Source organism: Streptomyces sp. NPDC002537 (assembly GCF_053594975.1).
This window is the reverse complement of sequence record NZ_JBSFWT010000011.1, coordinates 37822-50689: the sequence shown is the minus strand read 5'-3', so window position 1 is coordinate 50689 and position 12868 is coordinate 37822. Positions and strand designations below refer to the sequence as shown.

Annotated in this window: 10 protein-coding genes; 6 read left to right on the top strand and 4 right to left on the bottom strand. The window is 72.6% G+C overall.

Annotation, left to right across the window (positions count from 1 at the left end):
- Positions 1 to 8 precede the first annotated feature (8 nt).
- Positions 9 to 881 carry a Cgl0159 family (beta/alpha)8-fold protein gene (locus ACWD4A_RS07910; protein ID WP_451190753.1) on the bottom strand — a complete coding sequence of 291 codons (873 nt, stop codon included), beginning with the start codon at positions 879 to 881 and terminating at the stop codon, positions 9 to 11.
- Positions 882 to 1237: 356 nt separating this feature from the next.
- Complete coding sequence (gene iolC / locus ACWD4A_RS07905) at positions 1238 to 2251, bottom strand: 5-dehydro-2-deoxygluconokinase (RefSeq protein WP_451190750.1); 1014 nt, start codon at positions 2249 to 2251, stop codon at positions 1238 to 1240.
- 183 nt (positions 2252 to 2434) lie between these two features.
- Between iolC and ACWD4A_RS07900 the strand changes: the two genes are divergently transcribed.
- The 6 genes from ACWD4A_RS07900 to ACWD4A_RS07875 all read left to right on the top strand — a co-directional run bounded on the left by ACWD4A_RS07900 (position 2435) and on the right by ACWD4A_RS07875 (position 8757).
- On the top strand, positions 2435 to 3352 hold the full coding sequence (locus ACWD4A_RS07900) for a sugar phosphate isomerase/epimerase family protein (RefSeq protein ID WP_451190746.1): 918 nt from the start codon (positions 2435 to 2437) through the stop codon (positions 3350 to 3352).
- A 27-nt stretch (positions 3353 to 3379) separates the two neighbouring features.
- A complete protein-coding gene (locus ACWD4A_RS07895; protein ID WP_451190932.1) occupies positions 3380 to 4399 on the top strand; it encodes a Gfo/Idh/MocA family protein in 1020 nt (339 codons plus the stop codon).
- 207 nt (positions 4400 to 4606) lie between these two features.
- Positions 4607 to 5617 (top strand): Gfo/Idh/MocA family protein, encoded by a 1011-nt coding sequence (locus tag ACWD4A_RS07890; RefSeq protein ID WP_451190744.1) that lies wholly within the window; start codon positions 4607 to 4609, stop codon positions 5615 to 5617.
- Between the two features lie 219 nt (positions 5618 to 5836).
- Positions 5837 to 6043, top strand: coding sequence for a helix-turn-helix transcriptional regulator (locus ACWD4A_RS07885; RefSeq protein WP_451190742.1), 207 nt, complete (start codon positions 5837 to 5839; stop codon positions 6041 to 6043).
- 148 nt (positions 6044 to 6191) lie between these two features.
- A complete protein-coding gene (locus ACWD4A_RS07880) occupies positions 6192 to 6449 on the top strand; it encodes a heavy-metal-associated domain-containing protein (RefSeq protein ID WP_451190929.1) in 258 nt (85 codons plus the stop codon).
- Between the two features lie 46 nt (positions 6450 to 6495).
- Positions 6496 to 8757, top strand: coding sequence for a heavy metal translocating P-type ATPase (locus ACWD4A_RS07875; RefSeq protein ID WP_451190739.1), 2262 nt, complete (start codon positions 6496 to 6498; stop codon positions 8755 to 8757).
- 397 nt (positions 8758 to 9154) lie between these two features.
- On the opposite strand, the gene ACWD4A_RS07870 is transcribed toward ACWD4A_RS07875, so the two are convergent.
- Both ACWD4A_RS07870 and recD2 read right to left on the bottom strand, forming a co-directional pair.
- The gene (locus tag ACWD4A_RS07870) at positions 9155 to 10441 is read right to left on the bottom strand and encodes a citrate synthase (RefSeq protein WP_451190736.1); all 1287 of its coding nucleotides are present in this window, start codon (positions 10439 to 10441) and stop codon (positions 9155 to 9157) included.
- A gap of 102 nt (positions 10442 to 10543) precedes the next feature.
- On the bottom strand, positions 10544 to 12835 hold the full coding sequence (gene recD2, locus ACWD4A_RS07865; protein WP_451190733.1) for an SF1B family DNA helicase RecD2: 2292 nt from the start codon (positions 12833 to 12835) through the stop codon (positions 10544 to 10546).
- Between the last annotated feature and the right edge of the window lie 33 nt (positions 12836 to 12868).

Sequence of the window (12868 nt, the reverse complement as noted above, 5' to 3'; positions counted from 1 at the left end):
CACAAGCGTCACAGCAGTCCTACGGCCGTGTCGACGGCGCCCGCCACGTCGCCGTCGGCCGGATAGAGCAGCGCCCGGCCGGCGACGAGCCCCCGCACGGTGGGCAGCCGCAGGGCCGTGCGCCACTTCTCGTACGCGGCGTCGCCGCCGGCGTCGCCGCCCAGCAGCACGGTGGGGAGCGTGGTGGTCTCCAGCACCCGCGCCATGTCGCCGGGGTCCTCGGTGACGGGCACCTTGAGCCAGGTGTAGGCGGAGGTCCCGGCGAGCCCGGAGGCGATGGCGATGGAGGTGATGACGGCCTCGGCGCCCAGGTCGTTGCGGACCCGCCCGGCCACCCGCCGGGAGAGGAACGGTTCGACGAGCACGGGCAGCCGGTGGGCGGCCATGGCGTCGACGGCGCGGGCGGCGGAGTGCAGGGTCCGCAGCGAGCCGGGGTCGTCGTGGTCGATGCGCAGCAGGAGCTTGCCCGCGTCGAAGCCGAGCGCCGCGAGGTCCTCGGCGCGGTGGCCGGTGAACCGGTCGTCCATCTCGAACGCGGCCCCGGCGAGCCCGCCGCGGTTCATGGACCCGATGACGACCTTGCCCTCCAGCGCGCCGAGCAGCAGCAGGTCGTCGAGGATGTCGGCCGAGCCGAGCACGCCGTCGACTCCGGGCCGCGACAGGGCGAGGCAGAGCCGCTCCAGCAGCCCGGCCCGGTCGGCCATGGCGAACGGCTCGCCGCCGACGGCGAGCGCGCCGCGGGCCGGGTGATCGGCGGCGATCACCATCAGCCGGCCGCTCTCCCCGACGAACGGCCGCCGTACTCTCCGTGCGGCGGCCTCGGCGATGGCTTCGGGGTGCCGGGCCCTTACGTCGACCAGATCGGCGATATCGATTCTCACATCGGCCTTCGGCTCGGGGATGTCTGTACGGGTGCGGTGCGCCTGCGGCGGGCTTGTCCCCCGGCCCCGCCCCTTCCCGGCTGTGTCGATTTGCGGCTCCGCCGCGTGGGGGGCAGCCCCCGGACCCCCAACCACGCTTCGCGCGGTGTCCTCAAACGCCGGACGGGCTGGATGGGCGGGCTGTGCTCCGCAACCTGCGGGCATTTCAGCCCGTCCTGGGGGCACCTCCTGGGGGTCCCCCCGGACGGAGTCTGGGGGAGGTAGCTGGGGGAGTTTGAGGACGCGGCCGCAGGACGCTCCCGCCACAGGCGGCGAACCGGCCCGCAGACGGGGACGGGGGTACGCGCCCCCACCCGCTAACCGCCCCCCGCGGCAGCGGCACCCAGCAACCCCTCGATCTCCGCCCGCGTCGGCATCGCCGACGAACACTCCAGTCGCGAAGCGACAAGCGCCCCCGCCGCGTTCGCGTAACGCAACGACGCCGCCAGCGACCGCCCGCCCAGCAACCCGTCGCACAGCGCGGCGCCGAACGCATCGCCCGCCCCCAGTCCGTTCACCACCTCGACGTCGACCGCCGGGGCCTCGGCCGTGGTGCCGTCGCGGTGGACGGCGAGGACTCCCTTGGGGCCCTGTTTGACGACGGCCAGTTCGACGCCCGCGTCGAGGAGCGCCCACGCCGCCGCGAGGGGGTCGCGCTCGCCGGTGGCGACCTCGCACTCGTCGACGTTGCCGACGGCGACCGTCGTATGGGCGAGGGCCGCGGCGTAGTACGGCCGGGCGGCGGCCATCGCCGCGGCCCCGGTGCGCCCGCCGGCGTCCGAGGCGCCGCCCTCGCCGCCCCAGAACAGCGGCCGCCAGTCGAGGTCGAGCACCGTGGTGCCCCGCTTGGCGCGGGCGGCGAGCGCGGCCAGGGTCGCGGAGCGGCTCGGTTCCTCGCACAGGCCGGTGCCGGTCGCCCAGAAGATCCGGGCGGCGCGCACGGCGTCCAGGTCCAGCTCGGTGGTGTGGATCTCCAGGTCGGGGGCCTTGGGGCGGCGGTAGAAGTAGAGCGGGAAGTCGTCCGGCGGGAAGACCTCGCAGAAGGTCAGGGGCGTGGCGAGCCCGGCTACGGGCGTCACCCACCTGTCGTCCACGCCGAAGTCGCGCAGCGCCCGGCGCACGTAGTCGCCGAAGGGGTCGGCGCCGGTGCGGCTGATCAGCGCGGTGCGGTGGCCGAGCCGGGCGGCGCCGACCGCGACGTTGGCCGGTGACCCGCCGAGGAACTTCCCGAAGGTCTCGACCTCGGACAGCGGCACACCGGTCTGCAGGGGATAGAGGTCCACCCCGACCCGGCCCATGGTGACGAGGTCGTACGGTGCCGTCTCGCTCATGGGGTCAGGTCTAGCCGGGCCCGGACGACCATGTCAAGGAATTGTCCTTACATATAGACGTCACGGATGCGGGACTTGACGTGACGTCCGTATGTCCGGACGTAACCTTGACACCTCGTCCGCCCGGCGGGGAAGCTACGGGCAGCCGCCGCCCCGCACGAGGCGACCCGAGGAGAGCCGCAGATGCCCCCCACCCCCGCGCCTTCGCCCGCTTCCCGCATCCGGGTGGGTTCCGCTCCGGACTCCTGGGGCGTGTGGTTCGCCGACGACCCGGCCCAGGTCCCCTGGCGGCGCTTCCTGGACGAGGTCGCCGACGCGGGCTACGCCTGGATCGAGCTGGGGCCGTACGGCTATCTCCCCACCGACCCGGCCCTGTTGCGCGAGGAGACGGGGCGGCGCGGCCTCTCCGTCTCCGCCGGTACGGTCTTCACCGCCCTGCACCGCGGCCCCGCCGTCTGGGACGCGACCTGGGAACACGTGGCGCGGGTCGCCGAGTTGACGCGGGCCGTGGGCGCGCGCCACCTCGTCGTCATCCCGTCCTTCTGGCGCGACGACCGGACCGCCGAGGTCATCGAGAGCCCCGAGCTGACCGCCGAGCAGTGGCGGCACCTCGCCACCGGCACGGAGCGGCTGGCCCGCGAGGTCCGCGACCGCTACGGCCTCCGGATCGTCGTCCACCCGCACGCCGACACCCACATCGACGGCGAGGCCAACGTCGGGCGCTTCCTCGACGCGACCGACCCCGAGCTGGTCGGACTGTGCCTGGACACCGGCCACTACGCGTACTGCGGCGGCGACAGCGTCCGGCTCATCGAGACGTACGGGGAGCGGATCGGCTACCTCCACCTCAAGCAGGTCGATCCGGCCGTCCTCGCCAAGGTCGTCGCGAACGGCACCCCGTTCGGGCCCGCCGTACGGCAGGGTGTGATGTGCGAACCGCCGCGCGGCGTACCGGCGTTGGAGCCCGTGCTCGCGGCCGCCGCGAAGCTGGACGCCGACCTGTTCGCGATCGTGGAGCAGGACATGTACCCGTGCCCGCCCGACCGCCCGCTGCCGATCGCCCGGCGCACCCGTAACTTCCTGCGCGGCTGCGGCCTCTGAGATGGAGGAGACACCCCCATGACCCCCATGACGCAGCACGGCACGCTCGGCGTGGCCGTCATCGGCGCGGGCCGGATGGGCGCCGACCACGTACGGCGGCTCGACCGGGTGATCAGCGGGGCCCGGGTCGCGGCCGTCGTGGACGTCGACGGCGACCGGGCCGAGCAGGCGGCCGCGGGCATCGACGGCTGCGCGGCCCACACCGACCCGGCCGCCGCCCTGGCCGCGCCCGGCGTGGACGCCGTGCTCATCGCCTCCCCCGCGCCCGCGCACGAGGCGGCGCTGACGGCGGCACTGGCGCGCGACCTGCCCGTGCTGTGCGAGAAGCCGCTGACGCCGGACGCCGCGTCGGCGCTGCGCGTGGTGGAGGCGGAGGTCCGACTCGGGCACCGGCGCGTGCAGGTGGGCTTCATGCGGCGGTACGACGCGGAGTACCTGCGGCTGAAGGCCCTGCTGGACGGCGGCGGACTCGGGCGGCCGCTGATGCTGCACTGCCGGCACCGCAACGCGGCCACCCCGCCCGGCTACACCGAGCCGATGATGATCCACGACTCGGTGGTGCACGAGATCGACGCCACCCGCTGGCTGCTCGGGCAGGAGATCACGGCCGTCACCGTCCACAAGCCCGCCCGCTCGTCGGCCGCGCCCGAGGGGCTGGGCGACCCCCAGCTCGTCCTCCTGGAGACCTCCGGCGGCGCCCTCGCCGACGTCGAGATCTTCGTCAACTGCGGCTTCGGCTACCAGGTCCAGTGCGAGGCCGTCGGCGAGCGCGGCAGCGCGCGGATCGGCGAGGCACACGAGCTCCTCGTCAACACGGCGGGCCGCTGGGGCGGCGAGATCGCCCAGGACTTCGTGACGCGGTTCCGCGAGGCGTACGACCGGGAGGTGCAGTCCTGGGTGACCGCCGCCCGCGAGAACCGCACGGAGGGCCCGAGCGCGTGGGACGGCTACGCGGCCGCCGCCGTCTGCGAAGCCGGCGTCCGGGCCCAGTCGTCGGGCACCCGAGTACCGGTCGCCCTGGCGGGCCGCCCCCGGTTGTACGCATAGCCGCACCACCGTCACCGCCTGCGGCGGGAGCGACCTGCGGCCGCGTCCTCAATCGCCGGACGGGCTGAATTTGCTGACCGTGCTCCACAACCTGCGGGCATTTCAGCCCGTCCGGCGTTTGAGGACACCGCGCGGAGCGTGGTTGGGGGTCCGGGGGTCTCCCCCGGTTTCGGGAAGGGGCGGGGCTGGGGAGAGAAAGGTGACCACATGCGCATCGGACTCATCGGAGCGGGCCGCATCGGCACGTTCCACGCCAACGTACTGGTCAACGCCGACGCCGTCGGCGAACTCATCGTCTCGGACACCGACCCACACCGCGCAGCGGCCCTCGCGGAGCGAACAGGCGCCCGGGCCGCACCCGTCGACGCCCTGCTCGACACGGTCGACGCGGTCGTCATCACCACCCCCACCACCACCCACGCCGACCTCATCGTCAAGGCCGCAACCGCCCGGCTCCCCACATTCTGCGAGAAACCCGTCGCCCTCACCCCGGCCGGCACCCGGGACGCCCTGCGCGCCGTCGAGGACGCGGGCACGCTCCTGCAGCTCGGTTTTCAGCGCCGCTTCGACCCCGGCTACCGCGCCGCGCGCGAAGCGCTGCGTGCGGGGCGGCTGGGGCGGGTGCACACGATCCGGGCCGTGACCTCGGACCCCGCTCCCCCGCCGCCGGAGTTCCTGCCCCTGTCCGGCGGGCTGTTCCGCGACTGCCTGGTCCACGACTTCGACGCCGTACGGTGGCTGACGGGCCGTGAGGTGACGGAGGTGTACGCACGCGGCTCGGCGGGCGGCGCGGACCGCTTCCGGCAGGCGGGCGATGTGGACACCGCCGCCGCCCTGCTCACCCTGGACGACGGCACGCTCGTCACGGCGACCGCCACCCGCTACAACGGCGCGGGGTACGACGTGCGGACGGAGCTGTCCGGTGAGCGCGACCAGTGGGTGGTCGGGCTCGACGACCGTACGCCCGCCACCTCCGCCGAGCCCGGCGGGCCGGGCGCGCCCGCCCGGCCCTGGGCGGGATTCCTGGAGCGGTTCGACACCGCGTACCGCGCCGAACTCGCCCATTTCCTCCGGGCCGTGCGCGGCGAGGCGGCCAGTCCGTGCTCCGGCCGGGACGGTCTGGCCGCCCTGCTCGTCGCCGAGGCCTGCGAGCTGTCCCGGCGGGAGAACCGCCCCGTACGGATGCCCGAGGTGACCGAACGGATCGGGCCGCTCTGACGGGCAAGTCCCGTATCCCCTCATAACGCCTCGTACCGTTACGTGTCGGTCACACCCGTCACGCTTTGGCAGAGCTTCGGTCACAGCCGTTCGACAACCGCTCGTCGTCGGTCACTCTGCGTCGTTCTCCGGGAACAGGCTCAGTGATCAAGAGGCCGTGCCGCGGCTCCCCCGACGGACCCCCCTCCGTCGTCGCGGCACAGCGGAGAGGCGCGAGAGATGACCGATCGTCGACTCTGGTCCTACAAAGAGATCGCGGCACACATCGGCGTACAGACCGACACCGTCCGGACCTACCGCAAGCACGGGCTGCTCCCCGTGCCCGACCTCACCGAGGGCGGCAAGCCGTACTGGTTCGCGGACACCATCCGCTCCTGGGTCGCCGCCCGCCCCGGCAACCGCTCCCGGCGTGACAACCAGGGCTGAGCAGCCGCTCCCCCGGGGCCCCGGCCGGACCTTCCGGCCGGGGCCCCGCCATGTCCGGAAACCTGCTCCGGAGCCCCTCGTTCCCAGGGAAACGCTTCCCTCCGGAATACCCCCAGGGGGTAAGGTGTTCCCGCTGTTGTCCACCACGCTGTCCCAGCGAAGCGCGACCTCACCGAGGAGAACCACCATGAGCGAGTCCACCACCGTCTACCAGGTGACCGGCATGACCTGCGGCCACTGCGAGTCGGCGGTCACCGAGGAGATCTCCGCCCTCGCCGGGGTCACCTCCGTCAAGGCCGTCGCCGCGACCGGGCAGGTCAGTGTCACCGCCGCGGCCCCGCTGGACGACGAGGCGGTCCGCGCCGCCGTCGACGAGGCGGGTTACGAGCTCACGGGCCGCGTCTGACCCGCACCCCCTGCCCCGTCCCGCCCCCTCCCACCGGGAATCCGCGATGAACAGCACGGCAGCACCCGCCGGCACGGCGACCGCCCCCACCGAGGTCGAGCTGACCATCGGCGGGATGACCTGCGCCTCGTGCGCCGCCCGGGTGGAACGGAAGCTCAACCGGATGGAAGGCGTCCACGCCACCGTCAACTTCGCCACGGAGAAGGCGCGTGTCGCCTTCGGCGAGGGCGTGGCGGTCGCCGATCTCGTCGCCACCGTGGAGCGGACGGGCTACACCGCCGAGCCGCCCCGGGCGCCCGAGCCCGAGGCAGCCGCGGGGCCGGCGGAGCCGGAGGGCGGCGGGGAGGCGGAGGCGCTCCGGCAGCGGCTGACGGTCAGCGCCGTGCTGTCGCTGCCGGTCGTCCTGCTGTCGATGGTCCCGGCGCTCCAGTTCGACAACTGGCAGTGGCTCTCGCTGACGCTGGCCGCGCCCGTGGTGGTCTGGGGCGCGCTGCCCTTCCACCGGGCCGCGTGGACCAACGCCCGGCACGGTGCCGCGACCATGGACACCCTGGTGTCGATCGGCACGCTGGCCGCGTTCGGCTGGTCCCTGTGGGCACTGTTCCTGGGCACGGCCGGGATGCCGCACATGCGGCACGCGTTCGCGCTCACCGTCGCCCGCACGGACGGCTCGTCGGCGATCTATCTGGAGGCGGCGGCCGGGGTGACCACGTTCATCCTGGCCGGGCGCTGGCTGGAGGCGCGGTCCAAGCGGAAGGCGGGTGCCGCGCTGCGGGCGCTGCTGGAGCTGGGCGCCAAGGACGTGGCCGTGCTGCGCGGCGGCCGCGAGGAGCGGATCCCCGTGTCCCGGCTGGCGGTCGGCGACCGCTTCGTCGTACGGCCCGGGGAGAAGATCGCCACGGACGGCACGGTGGTCGCGGGCGCGTCCGCCGTGGACACGTCGATGCTGACGGGCGAGTCGGTGCCGGTGGACGTGGCGGTGGGCGACACCGTGGCCGGGGCGACCGTCAACGCCTCGGGGCGGCTGGTCGTCGAGGCGACCCGGGTCGGCTCCGACACCCAGCTCGCCCGGACGGCGCGGCTGGTGGAGGAGGCACAGAACGGCAAGGCGCGGGTGCAGCGCCTCGCCGACCGGATCTCGGGGGTCTTCGTGCCCGTGGTCCTGCTGATCGCGCTCGGCACGCTGGCGGGCTGGCTGCTGGCCACCGGGGACGCCACGGCCGCGTTCACCGCCGCCGTGGCGGTGCTGATCATCGCCTGCCCGTGCGCCCTGGGGCTGGCCACGCCGACCGCGCTGCTGGTCGGCACGGGCCGGGGCGCCCAGCTCGGCATCCTGATCAAGGGTCCGGAAGTGCTGGAGTCCACCCGGCAGGTGGACACCGTCGTGCTCGACAAGACGGGCACGGTGACGACGGGCCGGACGGGCCTGCACGACGTGGTCCCCGCGGCGGGCACGGACGAGCGTGAACTGCTGCGCTACGCGGGCGCGCTGGAGCACTGCTCCGAGCACCCGGTGGCACGGGCCGTCGCGGCCGGGGCCGCCGAGCGGACGGGCGAACTGCCGCCCGCGGAGCACTTCGAGAGCCTGCCGGGGCGGGGCGTCCGCGGCCTGGTCGAGGGGCGTGAGGTGCTGGTGGGCCGGGAGTCGCTGCTGTTCGAGGCGGGGATCGAGCTGCCCGCCCGGCTGGCGGACGCCCTGGCCGCGGCGCGCGCCGAGGGCCGTACGGCGGTGGTGGTGGCCTGGGACAAGGAGGCACGCGGTGTCGTCTCCGTCGCCGACACCGTCAAGGAGACCAGCGCGGAGGCGGTCGCCCGGCTGCGGGCGCTGGGGCTCCGGCCGGTGCTGCTGACCGGGGACAACGCGGCGGTGGCCGCGTCCGTCGCCCGCGCGGTGGGCATCGACGAGGTGATCGCCGAGGTGCTGCCGCAGGACAAGGCCGAGGTCGTCCGGCGGCTCCAGGGCGAGGGCCGTACGGTCGCGATGGTCGGCGACGGGGTCAACGACGCCGCCGCGCTGGCCACGGCCGATCTGGGGCTGGCCATGGGGACGGGCACGGACGCGGCCATGGAGGCCGGCGACCTCACGCTCGTCCGGGGCGACCTGCGGGTGGCCGCGGACGCGATCCGGCTCGCGCGCCGGACCCTCGCCATCATCAAGGGCAACCTGTTCTGGGCGTTCGGCTACAACGTGGCCGCGCTGCCGCTCGCGGCCGCCGGGCTGCTCAACCCCATGATCGCGGGGGCGGCGATGGCCTTCTCCTCGGTGTTCGTGGTGACCAACAGCCTGCGGCTGCGCCGCTTCGGCTGAAACCCGCCCCCGCCGTTCACGTCGACCATGAATCGGCCATAAAAACGACACAAGATCGACACATTTAGCCGCTTGCCCTTTTACGTCCCCTTATGGCCGGAGACCTAGATCACAGCCGATTCGGGGTAACCATTGCGGGGGGTCGTGGGTCTAACCAGGCAGTGCTGGATCGTCTTGGGGGACGGTACCGGCCACGCGTGGCCGGGGCACGTACACCGGGGAGCTTTGAGCGGCCCTCCCGTCGGTACGCGTCCCGGCAGATCGCGTCGGCTCCGCGCACCGCGACTCCCGGCCGGATCCCGTGGGGGGAATCCGTACCGGGACACGGAAAGCGCCCCGCTCCGACCCGTGGGGGGATCGGCAGCGGGGCGCTTTTCACTGCCCTTGCTTACCGCCGTCAGGCGCGCTCGACCGGGAGGTCGCGCTCCACCACGCCGGTGTAGATCTGGCGCGGGCGGCCGATGCGGGAACCCGGCTCCTTGATCATCTCGTGCCACTGGGCGATCCAGCCCGGGAGGCGGCCGAGCGCGAAGAGCACGGTGAACATCTCGGTCGGGAAGCCCATGGCCCGGTAGATCAGACCCGTGTAGAAGTCCACGTTCGGGTAGAGGTTGCGCGAGACGAAGTACTCGTCGGAGAGCGCGTGCTCCTCCAGCTTCAGCGCGATGTCCAGCAGCTCGTCGGACTTGCCGAGCGCCGAGAGGACGTCGTGCGCCGCCGCCTTGATGATCTTCGCCCGGGGGTCGAAGCTCTTGTAGACGCGGTGGCCGAAGCCCATCAGGCGGACGCCGTCCTCCTTGTTCTTCACCTTGCGGATGAAGGAGTCGACGTCGCCGCCGTTGGCCTGGATGCCCTCGAGCATCTCCAGGACCGACTGGTTGGCGCCACCGTGCAGCGGGCCCCACAGGGCGCTGATGCCGGCGGAGATCGAGGCGAACATGTTCGCCTGCGAGGAGCCGACCAGACGCACGGTGGAGGTCGAACAGTTCTGCTCGTGGTCCGCGTGCAGGATCAGCAGCTTGTCGAGGGCGCTGACGACGACCGGGTCCAGGTCGTACTCCTGCGCCGGCACCGAGAACGTCATGCGCAGGAAGTTCTCGACGTAGCCGAGGTCGTTGCGCGGGTAGACGAACGGGTGGCCGATCGACTTCTTGTAGGCGTACGCCGCGATCGTGGGCAGCTTGGCGAGCAGCCGGATCGTCGAGAGGTGGCGCTGCTTCTCGTCGAACGGGTTGTGGCTGTCCTGGTAGAAGGTGGACAGCGCGGAGACGACCGAGGACAGCATCGCCATCGGGTGGGCGTCACGCGGGAAGCCGTCGAAGAAGCGCTTGACGTCCTCGTGCAGCAGCGTGTGCTGGGTGATCTCGCCCTTGAAGGTGGCCAGCTCGTCGACGGACGGCAGCTCGCCGTTGATGAGCAGGAACGCCGTCTCCAGGAAGCTGCTGCGCTCGGCGACCTGCTCGATCGGGTAACCGCGGTAGCGGAGGATGCCCTGCTCGCCATCGAGGTAGGTGATCGCGGACTTGTATGCGGCGGTGTTGCCGTAACCGGAGTCCAGGGTCACCAGCCCGGTCTGGGCGCGGAGCTTGCCGATATCGAAGCCCTTGTCGCCGACAGTGCTGTCGACCACCGGGTAGGTGTATTCGCCGTCCCCGTACCGCACTACTACAGAGTTGTCGCTCACGTCATCCCTCACCGACGTTGTGCCTCTTCTTCGAGGTGCCCTGACTACCCCTACCTTCCCCCATTTGGACGATGCACGTGCACTCGGGGTCGGCCATAGGGCCTAAAGACGGCACTCAGTGCCGTCCAGCTGGCCATACTGCCCCGTTCCTCCCGGTTGGTAAACCGTCTGGAGACGAATGCCACCTTCAACACCGCCCCGGAGCCGGTGATCCAGGGCCGTGCACCGGCGGCCCGCGGAGACCGTGCGCACCGCCTGCCCCAGGGCCTTGCGGGAGCCCACCAGCACCACCAGGCGTTTTGCCCGGGTCACGGCGGTATAGAGGAGATTGCGCTGGAGCATCATCCAGGCGCCCGTGGTGACGGGGATCACCACCGCGGGGTACTCGCTGCCCTGCGAGCGGTGGATGGTGACCGCGTAGGCGTGGGCGAGTTCGTCGAGTTCGTCGAAGTCGTAGCCCACCTCCTCGTCCTCGTCGGTGCGCACGGTGAGCCGCTGCTCGACGGCGTCCAGGGCGGTGACCACGCCCACGGTGCCGTTGAAGACGCCGTTCTCGCCCTTCTCGTAGTTGTTGCGGATCTGGGTGACCTTGTCGCCGACGCGGAAGACCCGGCCGCCGAAGCGGCGCTCCGGCAGGTCGGGGCGGGCGGGCGTGATCGCCTGCTGGAGCAGCCCGTTGAGGGTGCCCGCGCCCGCCGGGCCGCGGTGCATGGGGGCCAGCACCTGGATGTCGCGGCGGGGGTCGAGGCCGAACTTCGCGGGGATGCGCCGCGCCGCCACCTCCACGGTGAGCCGGCCCGCCTCCTCGGTGTCCTCCTCGGGGAAGAGGAAGAAGTCCGCGAGGCCCTGAGTGATGGGCTGCGTCCCGGAGTTGATGCGGTGTGCGTTGGTGACCACGCCGGACTGCTGCGCCTGCCGGAAGATGCGGGTGAGCCGGACGGCGGGGACGGGGCTGCCGGGGGCCAGCAGGTCGCGGAGGACCTCTCCGGCGCCGACGGACGGCAGCTGGTCCACGTCGCCGACGAGCAGCAGGTGGGCTCCCGGCGCGACGGCCTTGGCCAGCTTGTTGGCCAGCAGGAGGTCGAGCATGGACGCCTCGTCGACCACCACCAGATCGGCGTCCAGCGGCCGTTCCTTGTCGTACGCGGCGTCGCCGCCGGGCTTGAGTTCCAGGAGCCGGTGGACGGTGGACGCGTCGGCGCCGGTGAGCTCGGAGAGCCGTTTGGCGGCCCGGCCGGTGGGGGCGGCGAGCACGACCTTGGCCTTCTTGGCGCGGGCGAGCTCCACCACCGACCGCACGGTGAAGGACTTGCCGCAGCCGGGGCCGCCGGTGAGGACCGCGACCTTGCTGGAGAGCGCGAGCCGGACGGCCTGTTGCTGCTCGGGGGCCAGCTCCGCGCCCGTGCGGGCGGCGAGCCAGGCCAGGGCCTTGTCCCAGTCGACGTCCCGGAAGGCGGCCAGCCGGTCGTCGTCGGTCCGCAGCAGCCGCGTCAGTTGGGCGGCGAGGGAGAGCTCGGCCCGGTGGAAGGGGATGAGGTAGACGGCGGTGACGGGCTCGCCGTCCGGGCCGGGGACGCGCTCACGGACCACGCCCTCCTCGTCGGCGGCGAGTTCGGCGAGGCAGTCGATGACCAGCCCGGTGTCGACCTGGAGCAGCTTGACGGCGTCGGCGATCAGCTTCTCCTCGGGGAGGAAGCAGTGGCCCTGGTCGGTGGACTGCGAGAGGGCGTACTGCAGACCGGCCTTGACGCGGTCGGGGCTGTCGTGCGGGATGCCGACGGCCTGGGCGATGCGGTCGGCGGTCAGGAAGCCGATGCCCCAGACGTCGGCGGCCAGCCGGTAGGGCTGATTGCGGGTCACGGAGATGGAGGCGTCGCCGTACTTCTTGTAGATGCGCACGGCGATGGAGGTGGAGACGCCGACGCCCTGGAGGAAGACCATGACCTCCTTGATGGCCTTCTGCTCCTCCCAGGCGGCGCCGATCATCTTCGTCCGCTTGGGGCCGAGGCCGGGGACCTCGATCAGGCGCTCCGGCTCCTTCTCGATGACGTCCAGGGTGTCGGTGCCGAAGTGTTCGGTGATGCGGTCGGCGATGCGCGGGCCGATACCCTTGATGAGGCCGGAGCCCAGATAGCGGCGGATGCCCTGGACCGTGGCGGGAAGCAGGGTCTGGTAGTTCTCCACGGTGAACTGGCGGCCGTACTGCGGGTGCGAGCCCCAGCGGCCCTCCATCCGCAGCGACTCCCCCGGCTGGGCGCCGAGCAGCGCGCCGACCACCGTGAGGAGGTCGCCGCTGCCGCGGCCGGTGTCCACACGGGCGACGGTGTAGCCGCTCTCCTCGTTGGCGTAGGTGATCCGCTCCAGGACCCCTTCGACCACTGCCATGTTCACCATGACCCGACGGTACCGCCCGGGTCCGACAGCCGT

What these genes read in the sequence shown, in the direction of transcription:
- ACWD4A_RS07895 (WP_451190932.1), top strand. Translation starts at nt 3,380, where the DNA reads ATGACGCAGCACGGCACGCTCGGCGTGGCCGTCATCGGCGCGGGCCGG.
- ACWD4A_RS07875 (WP_451190739.1), top strand. Translation starts at nt 6,496, where the DNA reads ATGAACAGCACGGCAGCACCCGCCGGCACGGCGACCGCCCCCACCGAG.
- iolC (WP_451190750.1), bottom strand. Translation starts at nt 2,251, where the DNA reads ATGAGCGAGACGGCACCGTACGACCTCGTCACCATGGGCCGGGTCGGG.
- ACWD4A_RS07900 (WP_451190746.1), top strand. Translation starts at nt 2,435, where the DNA reads ATGCCCCCCACCCCCGCGCCTTCGCCCGCTTCCCGCATCCGGGTGGGT.
- recD2 (WP_451190733.1), bottom strand. Translation starts at nt 12,835, where the DNA reads ATGGTGAACATGGCAGTGGTCGAAGGGGTCCTGGAGCGGATCACCTAC.
- ACWD4A_RS07890 (WP_451190744.1), top strand. Translation starts at nt 4,607, where the DNA reads ATGCGCATCGGACTCATCGGAGCGGGCCGCATCGGCACGTTCCACGCC.
- ACWD4A_RS07885 (WP_451190742.1), top strand. Translation starts at nt 5,837, where the DNA reads ATGACCGATCGTCGACTCTGGTCCTACAAAGAGATCGCGGCACACATC.